Genomic DNA, 21,420 nt, shown 5'->3' with positions numbered 1-21,420 from the left:
CTCCTCAGGCGTGGGCCGCTTCGTTGGCGTAACGGCCGGTGCCCAGACTGCCCGGGCCCGTGCGGGCGAACTTGATCATCAGGTACATCTCCACGATCAGCAGGAGGGTGTAGAAGCCCACGAAGCCGGCCAGCGATCCGTAGAGCGATTCCACGCTCAGGGTCGACACCGACAGATGGGTAGGCAGCACCCCGTAGATGGTCCAGGGCTGGCGGCCGTACTCGGCCACGAACCAGCCCACCTCGCAGGCCAGCCAGGGCGCGGGGAGCGAAAACAGTGCCGCACGCAACAGCCAGGGCTTGTGGGCAAAGTTGCCTTTCACCGAGAAGTACAGCGCGGCACCGAACACTGCCAGCATCCAGAAGCCCAGGCCCACCATGACGCGGAAGGCCCAGAACATGGGGGTGACACGGGGGATGGTGTCGGCCGTGGCCTTGTCGATGATCTCGGGGGTGACGTCGTCCATGCTCGTCACGTATTTGCGCAGCAGCAGACCGAAGCCCAGGTCATCCATGTGGCGCTCAAGAGTCGCCTTGGCCGTTTCGTTGCCGGCATCGGCGCGCACTGCCTCCAGGGCCTTGACGGCCTCGATGCCCGAGATGATGCGCTTGCGGTTCTCCGCCATGATGTCCTTGATGCCGGGCAGCTCATGGTGCAGCGAGCGGGTGCCGATCAGACCGAGCACGTAGGGGATCTCGACCTCCCAGTCGTTCTTCATTTCCTTTTCGTTGATGCCGGCGATGAGCTTCAGGCCCGCCGGAGCCGGCTCGGTCTCCCACATGGCCTCCATGGCGGCCAGTTTGGTCTGCTGGGCTTCGCCCACGGTGTAGCCGGACTCGTCACCGAGCACGATCACCGACAGGGCAGAGGCGAAGCCGAAGGCCGCCGCGATGCGGAAGCTGCGCTTGGCGAACGCCAGGTCCCGGCCCTTGAGCAGGTAGTAGGCCGAGATGGAGAGCACGAACATCGCGCCGGTCACATAGCCGGCCGAGACCGTATGCACGAACTTGGCCTGGGCGTCCGGATTGAACACGATGGCCCAGAAATCGACCATTTCCATGCGCATGGTCTGATAGCTGAACTCGGCGCCCACCGGGCTCTGCATCCAGCCGTTGGCGATGAGAATCCACAGCGCCGACAGATTGGTACCGATCGCCATGAGGATGGTCACCAGCAAGTGCTGCTTGCGCGACAGGCGGTCCCACCCGAAGAAGAACAGCCCGATGAAGGTCGATTCCAGGAAGAAGGCCATCAGGCCCTCGATGGCCAGTGGCGCGCCGAAGATGTCACCCACGTAGTGCGAGTAGTAGGCCCAGTTGGTGCCGAACTGGAACTCCATGGTGATGCCGGTGGTGACACCAAGCGCGAAGTTGATGCCGAAGAGCTTGCCCCAGAATCGGGTCATGTCCTTGTAGATTTGCTTGCCCGTCATCACGTACACCGACTCCATGATGACCAGAATCCACACCATGCCGATGGTCAGCGGCACGAAGAGGAAGTGGTACAGCGCGGTGATGGCGAATTGCAGACGGGACAGGTCGACGAGTTGCTCAGTGACCATCGGTCTTTCCTTGGTTTTTGAATGTATCGGGATGGGTTGGGGGTTCGGTCGCGCTGCGTCCGATGTGCTCGGCCACCGAGGCGGGTTCGACGGTGACGCGCTCGTCACGCACAAAGAGCCACCACAACGCCGTGATGGCGACGAGCTTGATGGTGATGACGACGGCAAGTTTTTTCAGGAGCAGGGCGTCTGTCATGGGTTTGGGTGGGCAGTGCTGCATGCATCTCTAAGTGCATGGGACGTGCCAGAAGTTTCATTGAAAAATTTGCTATGGAAATCAACGAAATGTTGCGCAGGCAACCTGTCGGCGGTGCGAGCTCTGTCATCATTCCGGTGCTAAACTGGCAGTCTCGCTGACATTTTGGCAGTGACGCAATGACTGCACCCATCCGCCCGCTGGCCGAACTGGTCTCGTTTCTCGACAGCTTCGACGAGCCGCATATCCTCTTCGATCGGGATTACCGCATTCTTGCGGCCAACGCGGCCTATCGACGGGCCCACGGCACCGGGCGCAGCGTGATCGGGCGCACCTGCTACGAGGTGTCGCATCACTATGCCGTACCGTGCGACCAGGCGGGCGAAAGTTGCCCGCTGGCGCGTTCGCTGGGCTCCGGGCAGCGCGAACGGGTGATGCATCTGCACCATACCCCCAAAGGCGAGAGCTACGAGAGCATCGAACTGTCCCCAGTACGCAATACTGCAGGCGAAATCACCCATTTCATCGAGAAGATGGCGCCGCTGCCCGTGGCGCGTGGTCTGTCGGATGCCTCCGGGCTGGTGGGGCGCGCGCCTCGCTTTCAGGCCATGCTCGAGCTGGTCTCGCGGGTCGCACCGTCCGACGCCACCGTGCTGCTGCAGGGAGAGTCGGGCACCGGCAAGGAACTGGTGTCGGGGGCCATTCACCAGGCCAGCCGTCGCGCCGGTCAGCCCTTCGTGGCGATCGACTGTTCCGGTCTGCCCGAAACGCTCTTCGAAAGTGAATTGTTCGGCCACGAGCGCGGCGCTTTCACCGGGGCCACACAGCGCAAGATCGGCCTGGTGGAAGCGGCCAGTGGCGGCACCCTGTTTCTGGACGAGGTGGGCGACATTCCGCTGGGCATGCAGGTCAAACTGCTGCGGCTGCTCGAAACCAGCACCTACCGCCGCTTGGGGGCGACCGAGCCCCGCAAGGCCGACATCCGCATCATCTCGGCCACGCATCGACCGCTGCGCGAGATGGTTGAAGACGGCCGCTTTCGCCGCGACCTGTACTACCGGCTCAACACCTTTCCCATCGAGGTGCCGCCGTTACGCGAGCGGATCGAGGACATCCCGTTGCTGGCCGAGGTGCTGCTGCGGCGCCTGACGCCGGGCCGGGCGCTGCAGCTTGCACCGGGCGCCGTGCAGCGGCTGGTGCAACATCGCTTCCCCGGCAATGTGCGCGAGTTGCGCAACGTGCTCGAGCGCGCCAGCCTCATGTGCGACGGCGACGAGATCGGGCCGGAACATATCTATCTGGAAGAGGCGCTGACCGCAAACCCGGCCTCACCCGAGCTTGAACTCACCACCGATCTTGCCGAGATGGAGCGCCGCACCCTGATGGCCGTCGTGGCGGCTCACGAGGGCAGCCGCCATGCGCTGGCAGAACGCCTGGGGATCTCGGAGCGCACCCTGTACCGCAAGCTCAAGGCCTACGGTCTGGTCCCGAACCGCTGAGCGCTCAGTCGATGTCGCGCAGATCGGCCGTGGCCGCCTGGCCGAAGGCGTCCGACAGCACATAGGGCACCAGCCGGGCAGCGCAATCCTCGGGGGATGTGAGCCCGCCTTCGCGTTTGAGCGCCTCGAAGCGGGGCAGGGACGGAAAATTGTCCTGTGACGATCCACGCAGCGTGGTCTGCATGTCGGTGTCGATCACGCCGGGGGCAAGGGCACAGACGCGCAGGTTTGGCACGGCATCTTCGATCATGGCGCGGGCATGGTGGTCGAGCGCCGCCTTGGTGGCGCAATAAACGCTCCAGCCCGCATAGGCCTTGCGTGCAGCACCGCTCGAAATATGAACGATGCGGCGGTCGGGCATGTGTTGGGTGGCCGACACAAACGCATCGGCCATGATCAGCGGTGCCGCCACGTTGATGCTGACCGCAAGCGCAACCGCTGCAGCACCTTGTTTGCCCGGCGGCGCCACGGGGGTGACCACGCCGGCATTGTTGATGAGCAGGGCGGTATCGGCGTCGGCCAGCCAGCGCGACAGATCGCCGCAAGTGAGCCAGTGGGCCACCGAAGCGCCATGGGCCAGATCGAGTTCCACCTCGGTCAGTTGCTCACCATGGCGCTGGGCCAGGTCGCTGTTGGCCCTGCGTGAAATGCCCATGACCGGTATGCCGCGCTCGAGCAGCGCGCTGGCAATGGCGGCGCCGAGCCCTTTGCTGTGACCGGTGACCACTGCTTTCATGTGTCTGCCTCCAAAGGGTTTTTTGTGTTTTGAGGCTACTTTACGGCAAAGGCCCCGGCCTTGGTACGCCTCAGGCACTCGTTCGGCTAAATTGAAATTTCGAATGAACGTTTGTGTGAGATACTGCCGCGGCAGTTTGCAAAGTGTTTCGTAAGCTGTGCCTGCCCGGTGAGTGATCGCCGGTCAGCGAAAAATCCATACCAAAGAGAGAAGCAGAACAGCAAAAAGCTGGAACCCCATGTGTCAGTGGGCGACCTTCGGATAACGGAGGCGATCCAGGGCACGGGGCTGGTCAGAGACGCACCCTCCAGGCGTCTTCTTGCAGAACGCGGGCATGTCCCGCGTTTTTTCTTTTGGGGCGGACCCGATGACCGGGAACTTAAACCGGGGTGGCATGGGTCTCTGATATTGTTTCAGCCCATGACAACCATGATCAACATCTCAGGCCTGACCAAAACCTATGAAGGCGGGTTCCAGGCACTCAAGCAGGTTGACCTGCAGATTCAGGCAGGCGAAATCTTCGCCTTGCTCGGCCCCAATGGCGCGGGCAAAACCACGCTCATCAGCATCATCTGCGGTCTGGTCAATCCTTCGACCGGCACCGTCACGATCGATGGCCACGACATCGTCAAGGACTACCGCGCTGCCCGCGGCATGATCGGTCTGGTACCGCAGGAGCTCACCACCGACGCCTTCGAGACGGTGTTCAACGCGGTGAGCTTCACGCGTGGCCTGTTCGGCAAACCCGCCAATCGGGCCTACATCGAGCAGGTGCTCAAGTCCCTCTCTTTATGGGACAAGCGCAACAACAAGATCATGACGCTCTCGGGCGGCATGAAGCGTCGCCTGCTCATCGCCAAGGCCCTCAGCCACGAGCCGCGCGTGCTCTTTCTCGACGAACCCACCGCCGGCGTTGACGTGGAACTGCGGCGAGACATGTGGGATCTGGTGCGCACGCTGCAGCAAGATGGGGTCACCGTCATCCTCACCACCCACTACATCGAGGAAGCCGAAGAGATGGCCGACCGCATCGGCGTGATCAACCGGGGCGAGATCATCCTGGTCGAAGACAAGGCGGCCCTCATGTGCAAGCTCGGCCAGAAGCAACTCACCGTGCAACTGCCCACGCCGATCGAACAGATCCCCGACAGCCTCCATCGCTGGCCGCTGAATCTGTCGGACGATGGCAGTGCGCTGATCTACACCTACGGGCGCGAAGGCGAGCCACCGAACATCGCGGCACTGCTGGGCGCGCTCGCCGCCGCCGGCATCGACTTCAAGGACATCCACACCGAACAAAGCTCGCTGGAAGACATCTTCGTCTCCCTGCTCAAGGAGGGCGCCCAATGAACCTGCTCGCCATTCGCGCCATCTATATGTTCGAAATGCACCGGGCCTGGCGCACGCTGACCCAGAGCATCATCTCGCCGGTCATCTCCACCTCGTTGTACTTCGTGGTTTTCGGCGCCGCCATCGGCTCGCGCATTCCTGAAGTGGACGGGGTCAGCTACGGCAGCTTCATCGTGCCCGGCCTGATCATGCTGTCCCTGCTCACGCAGAGTCTGTCCAACGCCTCGTTCGGCATCTACTTTCCGCGCTTCACCGGCACCATCTACGAGGTGCTGTCGGCACCGGTGTCGTATCTGGAAATCGTCATTGCCTATGTGGGCGCGGCGGCCACCAAGTCGATCATTCTCGGCCTCATCATATTGGTGACCGCCACCGCCTTTGTGGACTTCACCATTGACCACCCGGTGTGGATGGTGAGCTTCCTCATCCTCACCGCCATCACCTTCAGCCTGCTCGGCTTCATCATCGGCATCTGGGCCGATGGCTTTGAAAAGCTCCAGCTTGTGCCGTTGCTGATCATCACGCCGCTCACCTTCCTGGGCGGCACCTTCTACAGCATCAACATGCTGCCGCCGTTCTGGCAGAAGGTGACCCTGCTCAACCCGGTGGTGTATCTGGTCAGCGGCTTCCGCTGGAGCTTTCATGGCGTGGCGGATGTCAGCCCCGCGCTCAGCCTGGGCATGACCATCTTCTTCCTGGCCGTGTGTATCGCCGTGGTCGCCTGGATCTTCAAGACCGGCTACCGGCTCAAGCCGTGACAGCGCGTGGGAACGCGGTGACCCTCCCTGTCCTGTACTCCTTCCGCCGCTGCCCCTACGCCATTCGCGCCCGTCTCGCCATCTGGCAGGCGGGCCTCGAGGTGGACCTGCGTGAAGTCGTCCTGCGCGACAAACCGCCCGAGATGCTCGCCATCTCCCCCAAGGGCACCGTGCCTGTGCTGCAATTGCCGGACGGTACGGTCATCGACGAAAGCCTGGACATCATGCGCTGGGCGCTCGGGCAGAACGACTCGGACGGCTGGCTCACCGCCGCGCCGGCGGACGAAATCGACGCGCTCATCCGCCGTAATGACCTCGACTTCAAACCGCTGCTCGACGCCTACAAATACCCCGAGCGCCACCCGGCGCGTACGCAAGCGCAATGGCGTGATGCGGCTGTGGAGATGCATCTGGCGGATCTCGACGCGCGCCTCGCGCGGCACGCCAACCTGACGGGTGAGGGGGTGTCCATCGCCGATGCTGCGCTCATGCCGTTTGTGCGGCAGTTTGCGGGGGTTGATCGAGCGTGGTTCGCGAGTGCTCCGTTGCCCGCGGTGCGTGGCTGGCTCGAGCGCTGGGTTGCGACCCCGTTGTTTGTGGCCGTTTTCGCCAAGCGCTGACGCCCCGTTTGCGCTCGGGGGCGTCAATCCAGCGTATCGAGGGGACTTTTCACCCCGCGGCCACCCTTGTTCAATACATGCGTGTAAATCATGGTGGTTTTTACGTCTGAATGACCCAGCAGTTCCTGCAAGGTGCGGATGTCGTAGCCCGAATCCAGCAGATGGGTGGCAAACGAATGGCGCAAGGTGTGGGGCGTTGCTGGTTTGTTGATCCCTGCAGCTTTCACGGCACGTTTGACCGTGCGTTGCACCTGTTTTTCATCCAGATGGTGTCGCCCGGTATTGCCGCTGCGTGGGTCAATCGACATGCGGGCCGCGGGAAAAACATATTGCCAGGCTAAAGACGTGGCCGCGTTCGGATACTTGACTGAAAGGACATGCGGCAGCCAGACACGTCCGTAGCCATTGCTGAGATCGAGATCGTGAAGTGCCGTCGCCTGCCTGATCTGTGTTGAGATGGCGTCGACCAGACAATCCGGCAGCATGGTGATGCGATCCTTGCCGCCTTTACCGTCCCGTACAAGGATCGCGCCGCGTTCAAGCTCGATATCCTTGATTCTGAGTCGAACAGCTTCCATGAGTCGTAGCCCGGAGCCATACAGCAAATCGTAAATGAGCTTGAGCCTGGGGTCTTCTATCTGGCTGCGAATCTGCGCAACCTCCTTTCTGGTAAGGACAACCGGCAAACGGGCCGGCCGTTTGGCCCGAACGACATCGTCCAGCCAGGGCAGGGGCATCTCAAGTACCTCGCGATAGAGGAACAGCAAGGCTGAAAGCGCCTGATTCTGCGTCGCTGCCGATACGTTCCGCTTGACCGCCACGCCGTCAGGAATGCTTCAATCTGCGCCTTGCCCATCTCCTTCGGGTGGCGCTTGCCATGAAAATGGATGTATCGTTTGATCCAGGTGACATATGTCTTCTCCGTGCGGATGCTGTAGTGCTTCACGCGAAGACGCTCCCGAACAACATCCAGCAAACGCGGCCCAGGAAATGATGGTGGAAGATTATTGGACATTTGGTGCATATCATCCTGTGGCTGTAAGAAATTACAGTAGGTTAGCACGCTTTCGGCAGGATATGCACCTGTCGTATATCTCATTTATGACACCATTTGGTGTCTACTAGTAGTTCGGTGACAAATCATGCCCAATGAAACGAACAACTCATTAGTCAACCTCGGCGACATTTCCAAGCCTGCGGATACTTTGATCAAAAAGGTATCAAAGGCCGTAGGTGGCATATTCGAGCCTTATCAAATAAAGCGGATTGCCAAAGCTGAGGCGGAAGCCGCAATCATCAAGGCACAAGCCGAAATACAAATTACCGAGTTACATCGTCGTGCCATGCATCGTTTCATTGATGAAGAGGCGAAAAAACAGCAAAACATTGAAGATATTACGTGCCAAGCAATACCGCACCTTGAAGAAAAAGCCGATGCCGCACAGATGGATGACGACTGGGTGACTAATTTCTTCGACAAATCGCGAATTGTTTCAAACAAGGAAATGCAGGGGCTTTGGTCACGTGTATTGGCCGGGGAGGCAAATAAACCTGGCACATATTCCAAGCGCACAGTTAATTTTTTGGGCGACCTCGATAAAGTTGATGCAGACTCATTTACGAGGCTTTGTGGGTTTTGTTGGCAGATTGGCAATGTCGTCCCACTAATATTCGATGTTCAAGCAGAAATTTATAATAAAAACCAAATCGACTTCGGCGTCCTAAGCCACTTGGAAAGCATTGGATTAATCCAATTCAATAGCCTTTCCGGGTTCCGACGACTCGAATTGCCAAAAAAATTCCACGTCTTGTACTACGGCCAGCCATTACTTCTAGAGATGCCCAAAGACACAGGCAATGAGTTGCAACTCGGACACGCACTACTTACAAGAGTTGGCCAAGAGTTAGCACCAATTTGTGGGAGCGCGCCCGTAGATGGGTTTATGGAGTATGTGAAGGAAAAGTGGAAGGCACATTTGCCCGCGCCAGTCACCGAACAAGGCGCTCCAGGGGACGCGCCGCAAGCGGCGCGTCCCTGAGCTCTACGTTATACGTAAGAGGGTCAGCATGGCATTCCCCGTAGACGAGAAATACATAGCTAATGCTGAGGCGGAACTGGGAGTAAAGTTTCCTGCTTCGTTCAGAGAAAAGATGATGAAATCAAACGGCGGCGGTGTAGAGGTATCAACAGACTACTTTGAGCTTCATCCGTTCTACGACACATCAGACAAGAAGCGCATTAAAAGAACATGCAATAGTATTGTCCACGAAACAAATAATGCGCGTGCACATTATCGTCTTCCCGAAAATTTAATTGTTATTGGTAACAATGGAGGTGGCGATGTGCTCGTGTATAAAATAGAAAGCAACGGTAGTATTGGTAATACGGTCTACTGGCTAGACCATGAAACTGAGGAGTTGGTGTTTGCTGCAAATGACTTCGGTAATCTAGTTGCAAACGTATAACAAGCCGCTCAAATACGTTCCGGCCACAAAAGGCGTGGCCTCCACCGGACTCGCTGACGCTCGCCGTTTAGCGAGGCGTTAGGCGCCGTAAATACATGTCTGACCTATTGCTGGCGTTCTCTGTTTTCGGAGCACTTCTCGCGTTCGTTTTTTCTCCGCTTCTCGTTGCGCTGACTCTAGTAGTTCGCGGTGGGCACGCCGTGCCTCAGCGTGGGGCATTTATTCTGGTGGGTTCGGCGCTGGCATATGGTTCGGTGTTCTTCATTTGGCTTATTGTTACCGTACCGGTTCGGCTTTTTGCGGCTTATGTGTATCCCCAGTTGGGGCTGAGCTTTCCTTCAACTCGTGCGTGGGAGGCACTCTGGGTACTTCCCATCTACCGTGTTGGTGAGTTTCCGCAATATGTATTGCCTATTGTTTTGCTTACGCTGGGTTGCGCCGTTGTTGTCGGTCTCTGGCGTCGGTGGCCTCAAATTGCACGTGCCGTCGCCTAACAATTACATCAAGTCGCCCTTCGCGCTGGGACGCTGCGCTTCGCGCTGCGCCCCTTATGTAAATCGTTGGGCCTAGCATGTCATTAGCGTTCTTCGCCGCATTTCTAGCATTTTTGTGGCTAATTGGCCTGCCGGCTTATTGGCTACTCTATGCCACGTCGCAGGAGCGGAAAGGCGCGTATGAAAAGCTAGAGTGGTACCGGAAGCAACCACTATGGCCTCACGGGGTTCTGAAAGTTGCGTTTATTGCGCTGAACGCTTGGGCGTTATTCCCGATTCGCGGCGCGCTAGTCGCCATTGGTGTCATTGCTCTCTTTCTCGTACTCCAACAATGAACCCTCAATACTCATTTTCCCGGTTCGGCCCCACCGGCAATTCCGGCATATTGCGTAATGACCGGCCCAACAATTCGTTCGTGTGGGACCGTCAAAAATGCTGCGCATTTTTCCCGGCCCCGCAACTCCAACGTTATGCTGATTAAGGATGCGTGCATATGAGATCGATTTTATTGATTGGATTGTTGGCTTTTACAATAGGGATGAGTAATGCGAGTGAAGTCATGAGCCCAAGAATAGTTGAATTAGATGGTTTCCACGTTGTGGGGATGCAGACATTTGGAAATCCTTCTGATGGGTCATTCCCGAACATGTGGTCTGCACTTTTTAATTTCGAAGGATCAATACCGAATATTACGAATGATACGGTTTCATACGGGATCGAGACTTATACCAAAGAGCACCACACGCAAGGTAAATGGTTCTACATGGCAGGACGGCAAGTAGAAGATCTCTCGAACGTTCCAGTGCAAATGTCAGCTAAACACATACCACCGAACAAGTATGCTGTATTTGAGTACAAAGGTTCAATTACGGCCCGATTAGGTGAGCAGTTTCAGTATATCTACAAAGACTGGTTGCCAGAATCAGGATATGAGCTTGCTGGACCATTTGACTTTGAAAAATACGATGCAAGGTTTTTGGGTTCCGACAATGAAAATTCCGTCTTTGAGATATATATTCCAATAAAAGCGAAGGAAAAATAGCGTGTGCAAGCATAACAATTTGGTGCAGTGGAACCAGTTTCGTTACGCAATTTTTATGGTATCGCTGCGCTCTTTTTGCCATAAAAATTGCTCCACTACACTGGTCCACTGACCAAGGCGTTACACGTCATGATTAAACGAACCATCGCAACAATATTATTGGTATTTTCAGGATTTTGCTTCGGGGGAACTGTGCAAGAAGGAAAAGAAGAATCTCAAAAATTAATGGATGCAGTATTACCGCTTGCAGAAAAACTATTGTCCGAACATGGTGAATTCTTTCCTTATGGCGGCGCAATGACTCCTGAAGGGAAAATTGTAAGTGTCGCAGCATATGATGGCGACGAGCATCCTGCCTCCTCAGATGTCATAGACATGCTTCATAAGGCATTTCATACAGCAGCCAAGAATAAGGAATATAAGGCTACTGCTCTTGTCTACGATGTCAGGGTTCGATTAGCTAACGGCGAACCTTCAGATGCATTAGCTATCGAGCTGGATCATGAGTCCGGCTATTCTATTGTTGTTCTGCTTCCTTACACCTTAAACAATGGCCAGCTTCAATACGGTGAAATTTCCGCGCAAGCAGGTGAAGGTAATGTCTTTCAATAGTAAGCAACGTGTAACAATTCAAAGCACGCGGACGCGGCAAAGCTGTCACCTTTTGTGCAAAAACACGCACAAAAGCCGCCAACTTCACCACGCCGGTGTTTGAGGCGTTAGGCGTATAAAGGAAATTACAATTGCAAACTTTGGTAGGAAAATTTATGCATCCGGTGATTCCGCCGGAAGACGAATATATTCCATTGGAACATACGATTCTTTATCGAAGTAATTTAACTAAAGATATAGTTTTAGAGATATTTCAAAGGAAAAATAATACCTATGGTTTTAGGTATCAGGCTTGGGTTGGCTGGAGAGATGCCGGTGATAATGTTAGGTCTCATAGCTGGACTGAAATAGACCCAGGTAGCAATATAATTACTGACAGTTTAGAAACAATAAAAAACGAAGCTGAGGCTAATGCAAATGAAAAAGGCATTGATTTCGAAGCTGGTTGGATTAATGGCACCTAACACGGCGCCCCAGCCGACGCAAAAACCGCGCGGCTGAGCTTGGCGTTGGGCAGCAGAGCGCTAGGCAATGAGCTACAGAACTTTCCGGTTGGCGCGCGTTCTCGAGTTGGTCCCAGTGTCGGCCCTACCGACACCATATTTCGGGTTGAGATATTCACATCAACAGAGTTGCCGGCGGTCTATCGCTGCCGTATTTGGTCATATCGTATCTATGCCGCCACGCTGGCATTGCCTTCGCCACCTTTGGTGTCGCACGATACCCAAGGTTTTGAAGTGTCATCCTTGGTTCGCGACCCTGAATTTGTCTTTGGCATGGAGGCTCGCGACGAAGATGAGTTCGTCTCACGGGTTCTTGCAGAAATTGATCATGTTGCGAATGAGGCTGCGCACAAGTGATACTCCCGCCCAACAAAGCGTTGGTGTGTGACCGTCAAAAATGCTGCGCATTTTTCCCGGCCCCACAACTAATTCGTTAGCCTTCAATAAGGAGAATCATGGGACTTTTTTCAAAAACGCGAATAGCGAAGTTTTGGGGCGCCGGAGACAGTCAGATTTGTTGTTCCGGGGTTGATTGTGAAGACAATGAATTCACAACATACAACCACCCCAATATGAGGTCCGAAGGTCACGTCGCAACTTTCTCTATTTCGAGCGGTGATGATGCTCAGGGGCTTTTCATCCACGTGCACTACACAGGTCATTGGTCATTCGCGGTTTCTCCGTCGAATGTCGATATCGATGAATTGCCCGATTGGGAAATTACGAGAGAATGGGGCACCGTCAATTCGCATTCGGAAACTTTGAGCATCGAATGCCCGAAAGCGGCAAAAGCATCGGTGGTCGAAAGAGTCGTTGAAGAATAGGCTAACAAGGCGTTCAAGTCGCTCGCTATGCTCGCTGGGACGTCTGGCACTCCGCAGCTTGTTGCGCATGGCTTCGCCATTGTTGCGCAACCGCTGCTGCGCACCAGCCGCTCCTTAACACGGCTACAAGGGCTTCCCCCCGAATCGCAAGCATCGATTCAAATCATTTGATTCTCCTGGTGCTGGCAACACGACGTGTCGAAGAAGCTGAAGGACTGCGGTACTACAACCGGTCATGTTGGGCATTAATGGCCCGGACCCTGATGAAAGACGCGCGTGGGGGCCTCATTCGTTAGCCGGGCTCGGTGTTGCCACCCCTGGAGTTAATCAGGTACGCCCCACGCGGGTCCAAACCGCTTCACATCAACGCTGTGTTGTCCTGCCAGAATTCATTTCCTGTTCTAGATCATTCGACCGGATCGGCCTTAAGCCGGAACTGATCACCGTAGTGCAATACCGCCCAGGCCAGACGCGCGTTCTTCGCTGCGATGGCCACGGCCGCTTTCCAGTAGCCGCGTCTTTCGACCAGCGATCGAGCCCAGCGACTGAACCGATCCTGCTTCTCGCCCAGCCCGGACAAGATCGCCCGGGCGCCCATCAGCAGCAGCGATCTGAGATAGGCGTCTCCCGCCTTGGTGATGCGCCCCAGTCGTGTCTTTCCACCGCTGCTGTATTGGCCGGGCACCAGCCCGAGCCACGCGGCCACCTGGCGGCCGTTGCTGAAGTCGTGTCCGTTGCCGACGCTGGCCACCAGCGCGCTGGCGGTGGCCGGGCCGATGCCGGGCAGACGCATCAGGGCACGGGCTTGTCCATCCTCCCGAGCCATCTGCTTGAGGATGTGGTCGTATTCCTCGATGCGTCGCTCCAGCTCGGTGGCGTGTTCGAGCAGATCGGTGACACAGCGAAGCGCCCACGGGGGGAGTTGATCCAGATGAGCCCGGATCTGCACTCGGAGCCGTTCGACCTTCAGTGGCAGCACGATCCCGAATTCGCTGATCAGGCGCGCGGATACGGTTGTAGGTGGCGGTGCGCTCGGTCACAAAACCCTGGCGGGTGCGATGCAGGCAAAGCACGCTTTGCTGCTGTTCGCTCTTGATGGGCACGAAGCGCATGTTGGGCCGTTGCACCGCTTCGCAGATGGCCGCCGCGTCGGCCGCATCGTTCTTGCCGCGTCGGCCGCTGAGCCGGTAAGGGGCGACGAACTTGGGCGCCATGAGCCGCACGGTATGACCCAGGGCCTGGAACTGCCGGGCCCAGTGATGCGCACCCGAGCACGCTTCCATGCCGATCAGGCACGGCGGCAGCGAAGCAACCAGCTCAAGCAGTTGCTCACGCGCTACCCGAGGGCGCACCAGTTCGGGCTTGCCGGATTGACCGATCCCATGCACAGCGAATACGCTCTTGGCCAGATCGATCTCAAGGACAATAATGGTCATGGACTTCCCCTCCTGCGTGATTGATGAGAACCGCTATTTCCATCATGGCACCCGATGCCGAGCGCGGCTTCGCCCGCACACCCGGGACGGGGAAGTCCCTTTCATTCGTTAGGTGTCACGGGGGCTGAATGTCCTTCCCAAAAGATAGAGTCGTTGTTGCTAGCGATGTGAATCCAAGAGACGGTATTGGTGTCGAGATATACCAAGATGACGAGCTTGTGATAGAGATTTTCCGAGATGACACAGAAAGAACTAGGACCGTTACGGTGTTTAGAGATTCGGTATCCTTGGAGTTGATGGAAAAGGCTATACAAAGATTCAAGGACGAAGGCCTATTGGATTTCATTGAATATGACGAGTAAGCACATAACAAGCCCAGGCACGGCGACGCCTGCTACATTACGGCTTCGCCTCCATTTCGCAGCCGCGCATGCTGGCTGGCGTTATGTGGCGTAGGGATGTTGTCATGAAAAGGCGCGACGTAACACTCTTTGTGACCATGGCACTAAATTTCCCGCTAGTGGCGCTGGGAGCATTTGTTTTATATCGAGAATTGTCTCTAGCAACAACAATCGCTTTTGCTCTCCTTTTAACCGGTCCGCTTGCGGCGATAGGCTTCGTTATAACGTATCGCAGAAGCCTAAAGCTCGGACGTCAACTGCGCGACAAGTACTTCAAAAAAATTTCTATTTCAGGAAATTCAGCGCTGATACTCAGTGTGATATTTTCTTATGCTGTCTACGGTTTTGCCGAGTATTCGTTTTGGATTTTACCGCTGGCAGTTATCTCTACCATTAACATGGTGGTCGCTTTGAAGCCTGCTTTTCTTATTGGAAAGATGCCGAATGCTAGTTAGCGCGCCGTATAACAAGACGTTCGTGTGGGGCCGTGCAAAATGCTGCGCATTTTCCGCGGCCCCACAACTCAATCGTTGGGCGTCATGAACAGCTACACCGAGAAAACTGGAAGGGCTCCGGACTTTAGGGTCGCGTACAAGCGGCTGCCAGCGCGGCAGCGTCTCTTTCAACACATGCGCAGCAATGTGCATTGGGCGGCCGACGACGACCAGTCTCGACAGTGGTCTATTTGGCCGGAGTTCGAGTCAGTGGCGCGCCAACCCATTCCAGAGAGTGATGAACCGTTGGAATGTGGAACGGCTACTATGTGGGTGTTGTTCGACCAGCCGGAATATCGAGAGGATCTGCGGCAGTGGCTACGTGTGGGCCAGGTGGGGTTCCTTATGGCCGGCGCCGAGCGAATCGCGCACTTCACCGTTCTGGAGCTACTTGGCCGCGAAGCAGACGCCCAACCCTCCGCTCCAGCGGACGGCCTTCGCCCGCCGCTGACCTAGCACGTTGGGCGTCTTAGTGCCTCACATACTCAAGCGCCTCTGGTCTTTGCCCCTGCTGCTCGGTGGAAGTGCCGTCTCATACCAATATTGGCCGACGGCTCTTGGGCTCGTCGCGCTGTTGCTTTCGCTACTCCTGTTTCTGCCGCTAGTCATTGTTTCGCTTGTCGACGTTCGCCGCGCAATGAATCTCGAGTCACAGCCTGCCTTCTTGGAAATAAATTTTCCGCAGCTCAGACCGCTGTTTGGAGGCCCCATAGCCGACGCCCTCGACCGAATTGCCGGCTTTGCTGGAACCCTTGTGGGGCTCGGTCTATTTGCTACTGTTGTTTCCGGTGTCGGCCTCTTGGGTTACATCGGGGTATCGTGGCTCGTACACTTCGTTGCTCATGCGCAATATCTCGTCGCCAGTGTCGCTGCGCTCCTTGGGCTGCTTGCTGTAGCTACAGCCTTTTCAAGAATCCCTGCTGCGCTCATTGTGGTGGTCGGTGGCGCTGTCGTTTGCGCTACGGCATTTCTCTCGGGTTACGGCAACGTGCTTCTTCCGTAGCCGAACCCCAACCCATCATTCCACCGGACCTGCGCGAAAAGCTGGGCAGGCCGATGAATTCAAACGTTAGCCATACAAGATCGTGAAACCAGAAACAGTCACTTACCAAGTGGGAATCCCCGACGAACATAGGTCTGTCGCCGTCGATCTTTTCGATGAAGCGTTTGGTGAAAAGCTCGCCTTGGCCGTACCAGATGGGGAGAAGCGAAAGGCGCTGTTTGCCGAAGGGTTCAATCTTGACTCCGCCATAGCGGCACTAGTGGACGGTAGCCTCGTTGGGATCGCAGGGTTTCATGCCCATGGTAAGTCGCTCACCAGCGGTGTGAAGTATCGCCATTTGCTATCTCATTTGGGTTTTCTTGGAGGGAATCGGGCCGCAATCGTGTTCAGTCTTTTCGAACGAACGCCAAGCCCGAATGAACTCGTTATGGATGGTATTGCTGTTCAATCTCAGGCGAGGGGGATGGGTATCGGAAAGCGATTACTGGGAGAGATCCGAACATTTGCGCAGATCCACGGCTTCAATCGAGTGAGGTTGGATGTTATTGATACCAACCCGAAAGCACGCAAACTCTATGAACGCTTCGGCTTTAAAGGTGTGAAAACGGAGAGGTTCCCTCAACTGAAGAGTATTCTGGGGTTTGGCGGCGTTACAACGATGGAACTGAGGATTTGAGTTCGCTGTGCCTGACAAGGCGTATATGGGCTCCCACAAATCAAGTCTGATCGACGGTCTGGTCGAATCGGATCATTCACTTTGAATCGTCCTGGGTTTCCTGGACGCTATGATCACTTTGATGCGGTATGAAGACCGGAACCCTCATCTTTTTCTGCGGCAAGATGGGCGCGGGGAAATCGACCCGTGCCGCTGAACTCGCATGTGCGCCGCGTACCGTACTGATCTCCGAGGACGCCTGGCTCTCTGCCCTTTATCCTGACCAGATCCATTCGGTGGAGGCTTACATCTCCCGGGCTCAGCGCCTCAGAGCGCCGATGAAGCTGCTTGTGCAGTCAGTACTCTCGGCCGGAACGAACGTGGTCATGGACTTTCCGGCGAACACGGTGCGCCAGCGTGCGTGGTTTCGCGACATCTTCGAAAATGCCGGGGCGCCGCATCGGCTCGAGTTCATCGATGTGACTGATGAGGTGTGTCTTGCGCGTATTGCCCTCCGTCGAACGCAGCAACCCGAACGGGCGGCGACTGATACGGTGGAGATGTTCGAACGAGTGACGGCGTACTTCGAGCCGCCGTTGGCAGAGGAGGGGTTCAACGTCGTCCGGGTCTTGAACGAGCCGGGAAAAGACTGAAGGTTCGCCGGCTCGCGGCCGGTGGGTGGTGGAGCCGAGGAGGATCGAACTCCCGACCTCTGCATTGCGAACGCAGCGCTCTCCCAGCTGAGCTACGGCCCCTTCGCTTCAAGTATAGATCGCCGGCCGCGCGATGGGCTCGGCCGGCGTTTCTTTAGTGTGCGTGGCCTTCGTGGCCGTGCCCATGACCGTCGTCGATGGGGGTGCCGTCAGCGTTGTAAAAGCCGGAGGCGTGAGTGACGAAGCCCAGGCTGACCAGCTTGAGCAGGAACGGGTCGCTTTCGTTGTCGCCGATGTCGGCGTAGTCGGTGCTCTGGTAGGCGTCGCGGCGCTCGAAGCTTTGCGCGATGCGGTCGGTGTCGGTGATGACGTCCTGCAGCGTCCAGTGTTCGACGGCGTTGGGGCGCTCGACTTCGTACGATTGCACGAGCTGGCGGGCCGGTTGCCAGGCGAGACGGTAGGTGATGCCGTTTTCGCTGAGCGTGTAGTGCTCGATCTTTTCGCAGCCGCTGCCTTCCTGGCGGGTCAGTTGCATCTTGTTCTTGAGGGTGTTGCTCACGAGCTGGTATTTGACGCTCCAGTCCGAGTCGCCCTTGCCACGGTTGAGGTCCATGGGGGCGTATTCGATGCTGCGCCGGGCGCTGTCGAAGTTGCGTGTGACGGCCAGGAAACCGTTCGGCGTGTTCCACCAGATTTCGGTAATGCCGGCCTTGGGAAACTCGTGCGCGACTCGCTTGCCGTTGCGCCACAGGGTCATGGTGACCTGTTGGTCGTGGGCGTGGTCGTCCGCGTGCGTGTTGGTGTGGCCGCTGTGGACGGTTGATTCATAGCGGGCGCCGAGATGGTTGGCGTCCATGTCGCAGGCGATGGCACTGTGTAGTGGCAGAACGATGGCGGCGGTGAGGATCAGGGGTGTTTTCATGGTCTTGAGCGTTGGAAATGAAAAACGTGAGGGGCACGGTGGCCCCTCACAATCGGCATCAGCCGCATGCAATGGTGCGTTCAGGCACCTGGATCAGCGCATGCCTTTGGCGGCAGCTTTTTCGAGGCGACCGGCGGCGTTCATCACGTGGAAGACGTAGCTCTGCTCGTTGGTGCCACCCACCAGGTGCGAACCCATGCCCTTGCCGTAGAGCACCACGTCTTCACCGGCGTGGGTTTCGGAGCCCAGCGGCACCAGGGTTTCCTGGTGATAGCCCGGGGCAGTGGTGTCGACACCGGTCAGGTCCTGACGACCGGCGTTGGGCGTGCCGCTGTAGATGGCGTCGGCGTCGGTTTCGGAACCGAGGTCGGCAAAGCCCATACCGTTCATGTAGCCCACGGTGGTGTAGGGCATGCCGTCGGCGGCCAGGGCGGGGGTGTCGGAACCCACGCTGACCACTTTGCCGAGGATCGGGTTACCCCGCTTCGGGTAACCGGCGATGGTGAACACGTGAGAGTGGTCGGCCGTGACCAGAATCAGCGTGTCCTTCGGGTTGGTGTTCTCGACCGCCACCTTGACGGCCTTGGCGAATTCGATGGTGTCGGTCAGGGCGGCATGGGCGTTGCCGGCGTGGTGACCGTGGTCGATACGACCGGATTCGACCATCAGGAAGAAGCCCTTGCGGTTGTTGTCGAGGATATCGATGGCCTTGTCGGTCATCTCGCTCAGGGAGGGCTCGCCGGCGATGTCGTTGGCACGGTCGGCTTCGTACTGCATGTGCGACTCGTTGAACAGGCCGAACACGCGCTCGGTGGTGGCCGGGTCGATGCTGTCGAAGCCGACCTGGTCATACACGTAGGCGCCGTTCGGGTAGGCGGCTTTCCACTCGGCGGTCAGGTCGCGGCCGTCGGTACGATCACCCTCAACGGCGCTGACGGCGTCGGGGGAGTTGAAGGCGGCGTCCTTGGGCAGGAAGTGGCGTCGCCCGCCACCCATGACCACCTCGATGCCGTTGACCTTGCTGGCGCGCGGGAAACGGGCCTTGAGGTTGGACTCGAAATTCACCAGCTGCGAGGCGATGTCTTCGCACTCGCCCTGGGCGCTGGCCGGCTGGTCGGAGATGTCTTCCCAGTTGCGGTCGGCGGACTTGGCGTAGGTGGCCGCCGGGGTGGCGTGGGTGATGCGGGCGGTGGACAGAACGCCGGTGGATTTGCCGGCGATCTCGGCCAGTTCCAGGGCGGTGATCAGCTCGTTGCCGGCCACGGTGGCGCAGTCGCCGCGCACGATGTCTTCATCCACGCCGATGACGCCCACGTCGGTCTTCACGCCCGACATCATGGCGGTCATGGTGCCGGCGGAGTCGGGGGTCTGTGCGTCCACGTTGTAGGTTTTCATCATGGCGGTGTAGGGGAAGGTGTCGAACGACAGATCGTTCTCTTCACCCAGCATGCCCTTGAGCTGGCCTTCGAGGATACGGGCGGCGGTCACGGTGGATACGCCCATGCCGTCACCGACGAAGAGGATGACGTTCTTGGCACCGCGCAGGGCCGGGTATTTTTCCTTCAGGGCTTCAACACCTTGCTGCCAGTAGGCGTTGTTTTTCTGGTCCGCCGGGACGACGTCCAGGCCGTGGCCGTGATGGTGGCGGTCACCCCCGGCGTGGGCGCCAGCGGCCACGCCAAATACCGTCGCGCACACCAGCGCGAGCTTGGTCATTTTCATTTGTTCTCTCCTGAGTCCTGATCGCGGTTTGGGGCCGCTCGACGCCGAGCGACCTGCAGCCTGAGTCCACTGCTGAGGGGGGACCATAGCGGGCGCATGTTGCGAAAAATTGACATCTGTTTGAGCAAAACAGCTGTGCAGGAAACGAAGTGAAACCCGGTAAATGCTTAACGGATATCGTCGGCGGCGGTGGTCAGGGCGGTGCGCCACAGGGCAAGTTTGGCCTCGAAACGCATGCCCGCGTGAGCGGGGCTGGTGGACGGCAGGCGCATGCGCGGGATCGACGCGAAGGGCGCCTCCAGCCCGGGAAGCACATGGCGAACAAAGCTCTGTTCCGCTTTGGCCCCGTTGAAAAATATGGCGGTGATGTGCGGATGGGCGGCAAAAAAGCCGGAAAAATCGTTGGCCCGGATGCTCGTTTCGACAATGTCTGAATCAAGGCTGCTGTGGCGCTCGCATTCGCCAAGCACATCCCAGAGGGCCACCCGTGCGTTCAAAAGCGCGTGGCAGCGCTCCGGGTAGGGCAGCTCAGGATTGAATCCGAACACGGTCGCCACAATGCGCCAGAAGGCGTTTTGCGGGTGCGCGTAGTATTGGTCTTCGGCGAGCGAGCGCTTGCCCGGCATACTGCCGAGGATGAGGCGGTTGGCGTCGGGGGCGCTCACGGGCGCGAAGCTCTGGATGCGGGGCACGTCGGCATTATTTCAGGTTCTTCAGGCGGGGGCGCTGTCGGGGTGGATGCCCGGCCCCGGCTCGGGTGCGTGTGGCGTCGGACGGCGTGTGCAGTGCCCGGCGGATGCTTTTATCATTGAACTGCATTCAGTCGGCAGCGTCTGGCGCGCGAAGTCACGTGGCTTTCCTGCCGCCTTGTCGATGTTTCACCGTGCCGTGTTGTGCGCCAGCGGCACTTCTTCATGTCAGATAAACCAGCAACAAAAATGACCCTGCCGTTCGAGTATCAGAACCCCACCCTCCAGTTCGAGCGATTTATGGTCGATGCACGGGATGGCGCGCATCTACCCACCACGAACATGGCCTGGAACATGGTGGTGGGGGTGCTCCATGCGTTTCGTCGTCGGCTTTCGGTCGGCCAGGCGCTCAGCTTTGCCCTGGTGCTACCGCCAATGATCCGGGCGCTGTTTCTGGAAGACTGGAACTTCGAGCAGGAGGTGGTGCCTTTCGGCCGGCCCGATGACTGGCTTGCCGATGTGCGCTCCGTGCGTCATGAGCACAACTTTTCACCCGCCAACGCGGTGCCGGCCGTTGCCTTGGCGCTTCGCAAGCATGTGGATAACGACGCGTTCGACGCTGTGCTGGCCCGATTGCCGGCCGAGGCGCGTGAGTACTGGCGGCCGGAGGCGTGAGCGAGTGTGTCGCCAGCAGTGCGCAGGGCTGGCTGATCTGGCGTTCATGGCAGATTGGGCTAACCTTAATGGATGTATTCCATGTGCCTGAAGGCACCGGTTTCAATCG

Annotated in this window: 24 protein-coding genes, 1 tRNA gene and 2 pseudogenes; 17 read left to right on the top strand and 10 right to left on the bottom strand. The window is 57.7% G+C overall.

The window, feature by feature from the left end; genetic code table 11:
- Positions 1 to 4 precede the first annotated feature (4 nt).
- Entirely contained in the window at positions 5 to 1,561 is a 1,557-nt protein-coding gene (locus tag J0W34_RS13240) for a cytochrome ubiquinol oxidase subunit I (RefSeq protein ID WP_230969093.1), read from the bottom strand.
- Positions 1,551 to 1,757, bottom strand: coding sequence for a cytochrome oxidase putative small subunit CydP (gene cydP, locus J0W34_RS13235; RefSeq protein WP_227817384.1), 207 nt, complete (start codon positions 1,755 to 1,757; stop codon positions 1,551 to 1,553). The genes J0W34_RS13240 and cydP overlap by 11 nt, the downstream gene beginning before the upstream one ends.
- A 179-nt stretch (positions 1,758 to 1,936) precedes the next feature.
- Between cydP and J0W34_RS13230 the strand changes: the two genes are divergently transcribed.
- The gene (locus J0W34_RS13230) at positions 1,937 to 3,256 is read left to right on the top strand and encodes a sigma-54 interaction domain-containing protein (RefSeq protein WP_230969092.1); all 1,320 of its coding nucleotides are present in this window, start codon (positions 1,937 to 1,939) and stop codon (positions 3,254 to 3,256) included.
- A gap of 4 nt (positions 3,257 to 3,260) precedes the next feature.
- Here J0W34_RS13230 and J0W34_RS13225 read toward each other — a convergent pair whose 3' ends face one another.
- On the bottom strand, positions 3,261 to 3,992 hold the full coding sequence (locus J0W34_RS13225) for an SDR family oxidoreductase (RefSeq protein WP_230969091.1): 732 nt from the start codon (positions 3,990 to 3,992) through the stop codon (positions 3,261 to 3,263).
- 429 nt (positions 3,993 to 4,421) lie between these two features.
- Here J0W34_RS13225 and J0W34_RS13220 point away from each other — a divergent pair, with 429 nt between their 5' ends.
- The 3 genes from J0W34_RS13220 to J0W34_RS13210 are packed head-to-tail and all read left to right on the top strand — an operon-like array spanning position 4,422 to position 6,720.
- Positions 4,422 to 5,342, top strand: coding sequence for an ABC transporter ATP-binding protein (locus J0W34_RS13220; RefSeq protein WP_230969090.1), 921 nt, complete (start codon positions 4,422 to 4,424; stop codon positions 5,340 to 5,342).
- Positions 5,339 to 6,100 (top strand): ABC transporter permease, encoded by a 762-nt coding sequence (locus J0W34_RS13215; RefSeq protein ID WP_230969089.1) that lies wholly within the window; start codon positions 5,339 to 5,341, stop codon positions 6,098 to 6,100. The genes J0W34_RS13220 and J0W34_RS13215 overlap by 4 nt, the downstream gene beginning before the upstream one ends.
- A gap of 17 nt (positions 6,101 to 6,117) precedes the next feature.
- Positions 6,118 to 6,720 carry a glutathione S-transferase gene (locus J0W34_RS13210; protein ID WP_230969088.1) on the top strand — a complete coding sequence of 201 codons (603 nt, stop codon included), beginning with the start codon at positions 6,118 to 6,120 and terminating at the stop codon, positions 6,718 to 6,720.
- Between the two features lie 23 nt (positions 6,721 to 6,743).
- Here the strand turns inward: J0W34_RS13210 and J0W34_RS13205 are convergent, their stop codons facing one another.
- Both J0W34_RS13205 and J0W34_RS22375 read right to left on the bottom strand, forming a co-directional pair.
- Positions 6,744 to 7,487, bottom strand: coding sequence for an integron integrase (locus tag J0W34_RS13205; protein ID WP_456238059.1), 744 nt, complete (start codon positions 7,485 to 7,487; stop codon positions 6,744 to 6,746).
- Positions 7,488 to 7,505: 18 nt separating this feature from the next.
- Positions 7,506 to 7,735: pseudogene (locus J0W34_RS22375) on the bottom strand (phage integrase N-terminal SAM-like domain-containing protein); the annotation flags it as partial.
- Between the two features lie 127 nt (positions 7,736 to 7,862).
- On the opposite strand from J0W34_RS22375, the gene J0W34_RS13195 reads away from it, so the two are divergent.
- From J0W34_RS13195 to J0W34_RS13165, 7 genes are all read left to right on the top strand, one after another.
- A complete protein-coding gene (locus tag J0W34_RS13195; protein WP_230969086.1) occupies positions 7,863 to 8,759 on the top strand; it encodes a DUF2806 domain-containing protein in 897 nt (298 codons plus the stop codon).
- A gap of 28 nt (positions 8,760 to 8,787) precedes the next feature.
- A complete protein-coding gene (locus tag J0W34_RS13190) occupies positions 8,788 to 9,186 on the top strand; it encodes an SMI1/KNR4 family protein (RefSeq protein WP_227817375.1) in 399 nt (132 codons plus the stop codon).
- A 95-nt stretch (positions 9,187 to 9,281) separates the two neighbouring features.
- Positions 9,282 to 9,680: a hypothetical protein gene (locus J0W34_RS13185; RefSeq protein WP_227817374.1), complete on the top strand. Its 399-nt coding sequence runs from the start codon at positions 9,282 to 9,284 to the stop codon at positions 9,678 to 9,680.
- Positions 9,681 to 10,173: 493 nt separating this feature from the next.
- On the top strand, positions 10,174 to 10,722 hold the full coding sequence (locus J0W34_RS13180; protein ID WP_230969085.1) for a GyrI-like domain-containing protein: 549 nt from the start codon (positions 10,174 to 10,176) through the stop codon (positions 10,720 to 10,722).
- A gap of 129 nt (positions 10,723 to 10,851) precedes the next feature.
- Positions 10,852 to 11,334 (top strand): hypothetical protein, encoded by a 483-nt coding sequence (locus J0W34_RS13175; RefSeq protein ID WP_227818347.1) that lies wholly within the window; start codon positions 10,852 to 10,854, stop codon positions 11,332 to 11,334.
- A gap of 131 nt (positions 11,335 to 11,465) precedes the next feature.
- Entirely contained in the window at positions 11,466 to 11,798 is a 333-nt protein-coding gene (locus J0W34_RS13170) for a hypothetical protein (protein WP_230969084.1), read from the top strand.
- 494 nt (positions 11,799 to 12,292) lie between these two features.
- On the top strand, positions 12,293 to 12,661 hold the full coding sequence (locus J0W34_RS13165; RefSeq protein ID WP_230969083.1) for a hypothetical protein: 369 nt from the start codon (positions 12,293 to 12,295) through the stop codon (positions 12,659 to 12,661).
- A 406-nt stretch (positions 12,662 to 13,067) separates the two neighbouring features.
- Here J0W34_RS13165 and J0W34_RS13160 read toward each other — a convergent pair.
- Positions 13,068 to 14,097 (bottom strand): annotated as a pseudogene (locus J0W34_RS13160) (IS110 family RNA-guided transposase).
- A gap of 466 nt (positions 14,098 to 14,563) precedes the next feature.
- Here J0W34_RS13160 and J0W34_RS13155 point away from each other — a divergent pair.
- From J0W34_RS13155 to J0W34_RS13135, 5 genes are all read left to right on the top strand, one after another.
- A complete protein-coding gene (locus tag J0W34_RS13155) occupies positions 14,564 to 14,953 on the top strand; it encodes a hypothetical protein (RefSeq protein ID WP_230969082.1) in 390 nt (129 codons plus the stop codon).
- Positions 14,954 to 15,037: 84 nt separating this feature from the next.
- The gene (locus J0W34_RS13150; protein WP_227814065.1) at positions 15,038 to 15,448 is read left to right on the top strand and encodes a hypothetical protein; all 411 of its coding nucleotides are present in this window, start codon (positions 15,038 to 15,040) and stop codon (positions 15,446 to 15,448) included.
- A 46-nt stretch (positions 15,449 to 15,494) separates the two neighbouring features.
- A complete protein-coding gene (locus J0W34_RS13145) occupies positions 15,495 to 15,995 on the top strand; it encodes a hypothetical protein (RefSeq protein ID WP_230969081.1) in 501 nt (166 codons plus the stop codon).
- 82 nt (positions 15,996 to 16,077) lie between these two features.
- Positions 16,078 to 16,671, top strand: a complete 594-nt coding sequence (locus J0W34_RS13140) for a GNAT family N-acetyltransferase (RefSeq protein WP_230969080.1) — start codon at positions 16,078 to 16,080, stop codon at positions 16,669 to 16,671.
- 128 nt (positions 16,672 to 16,799) lie between these two features.
- Positions 16,800 to 17,303 (top strand): AAA family ATPase, encoded by a 504-nt coding sequence (locus tag J0W34_RS13135; protein ID WP_230969079.1) that lies wholly within the window; start codon positions 16,800 to 16,802, stop codon positions 17,301 to 17,303.
- 26 nt (positions 17,304 to 17,329) lie between these two features.
- On the opposite strand, the gene J0W34_RS13130 is transcribed toward J0W34_RS13135, so the two are convergent.
- The 4 genes from J0W34_RS13130 to J0W34_RS13115 form a co-directional block, all read right to left on the bottom strand.
- A tRNA-Ala gene (locus J0W34_RS13130) sits at positions 17,330 to 17,405 on the bottom strand.
- Between the two features lie 52 nt (positions 17,406 to 17,457).
- Positions 17,458 to 18,225, bottom strand: a complete 768-nt coding sequence (locus J0W34_RS13125; protein WP_230969078.1) for a hypothetical protein — start codon at positions 18,223 to 18,225, stop codon at positions 17,458 to 17,460.
- A gap of 93 nt (positions 18,226 to 18,318) precedes the next feature.
- Positions 18,319 to 19,947, bottom strand: coding sequence for an alkaline phosphatase (locus J0W34_RS13120; protein ID WP_230969077.1), 1,629 nt, complete (start codon positions 19,945 to 19,947; stop codon positions 18,319 to 18,321).
- A 167-nt stretch (positions 19,948 to 20,114) separates the two neighbouring features.
- Positions 20,115 to 20,639 carry a DNA-deoxyinosine glycosylase gene (locus tag J0W34_RS13115; RefSeq protein WP_230969076.1) on the bottom strand — a complete coding sequence of 175 codons (525 nt, stop codon included), beginning with the start codon at positions 20,637 to 20,639 and terminating at the stop codon, positions 20,115 to 20,117.
- A 246-nt stretch (positions 20,640 to 20,885) separates the two neighbouring features.
- On the opposite strand from J0W34_RS13115, the gene J0W34_RS13110 reads away from it, so the two are divergent.
- Entirely contained in the window at positions 20,886 to 21,311 is a 426-nt protein-coding gene (locus tag J0W34_RS13110) for a DUF2267 domain-containing protein (protein WP_227814072.1), read from the top strand.
- The last annotated feature ends 109 nt before the right edge of the window (positions 21,312 to 21,420 follow it).

This window comes from Nitrogeniibacter aestuarii (genome assembly GCF_017309585.1).
GTDB lineage: Bacteria > Pseudomonadota > Gammaproteobacteria > Burkholderiales > Rhodocyclaceae > Nitrogeniibacter > Nitrogeniibacter aestuarii.
Note: the sequence above shows the minus strand (reverse complement) of the source record. Positions and strands in the feature narration are given on the sequence as shown.

Coding starts and splice junctions, on each gene's coding strand:
- J0W34_RS13240 (WP_230969093.1), bottom strand. CDS start 1,561: ATGGTCACTGAGCAACTCGTCGACCTGTCCCGTCTGCAATTCGCCATC.
- J0W34_RS13220 (WP_230969090.1), top strand. CDS start 4,422: ATGATCAACATCTCAGGCCTGACCAAAACCTATGAAGGCGGGTTCCAG.
- J0W34_RS13120 (WP_230969077.1), bottom strand. CDS start 19,947: ATGAAAATGACCAAGCTCGCGCTGGTGTGCGCGACGGTATTTGGCGTG.
- J0W34_RS13180 (WP_230969085.1), top strand. CDS start 10,174: ATGAGATCGATTTTATTGATTGGATTGTTGGCTTTTACAATAGGGATG.
- cydP (WP_227817384.1), bottom strand. CDS start 1,757: ATGACAGACGCCCTGCTCCTGAAAAAACTTGCCGTCGTCATCACCATC.
- J0W34_RS13225 (WP_230969091.1), bottom strand. CDS start 3,992: ATGAAAGCAGTGGTCACCGGTCACAGCAAAGGGCTCGGCGCCGCCATT.
- J0W34_RS13175 (WP_227818347.1), top strand. CDS start 10,852: ATGATTAAACGAACCATCGCAACAATATTATTGGTATTTTCAGGATTT.
- J0W34_RS13155 (WP_230969082.1), top strand. CDS start 14,564: ATGAAAAGGCGCGACGTAACACTCTTTGTGACCATGGCACTAAATTTC.
- J0W34_RS13165 (WP_230969083.1), top strand. CDS start 12,293: ATGGGACTTTTTTCAAAAACGCGAATAGCGAAGTTTTGGGGCGCCGGA.
- J0W34_RS13215 (WP_230969089.1), top strand. CDS start 5,339: ATGAACCTGCTCGCCATTCGCGCCATCTATATGTTCGAAATGCACCGG.
- J0W34_RS13150 (WP_227814065.1), top strand. CDS start 15,038: ATGAACAGCTACACCGAGAAAACTGGAAGGGCTCCGGACTTTAGGGTC.
- J0W34_RS13185 (WP_227817374.1), top strand. CDS start 9,282: ATGTCTGACCTATTGCTGGCGTTCTCTGTTTTCGGAGCACTTCTCGCG.
- J0W34_RS13190 (WP_227817375.1), top strand. CDS start 8,788: ATGGCATTCCCCGTAGACGAGAAATACATAGCTAATGCTGAGGCGGAA.
- J0W34_RS13125 (WP_230969078.1), bottom strand. CDS start 18,225: ATGAAAACACCCCTGATCCTCACCGCCGCCATCGTTCTGCCACTACAC.
- J0W34_RS13135 (WP_230969079.1), top strand. CDS start 16,800: ATGAAGACCGGAACCCTCATCTTTTTCTGCGGCAAGATGGGCGCGGGG.
- J0W34_RS13110 (WP_227814072.1), top strand. CDS start 20,886: ATGACCCTGCCGTTCGAGTATCAGAACCCCACCCTCCAGTTCGAGCGA.
- J0W34_RS13195 (WP_230969086.1), top strand. CDS start 7,863: ATGCCCAATGAAACGAACAACTCATTAGTCAACCTCGGCGACATTTCC.
- J0W34_RS13230 (WP_230969092.1), top strand. CDS start 1,937: ATGACTGCACCCATCCGCCCGCTGGCCGAACTGGTCTCGTTTCTCGAC.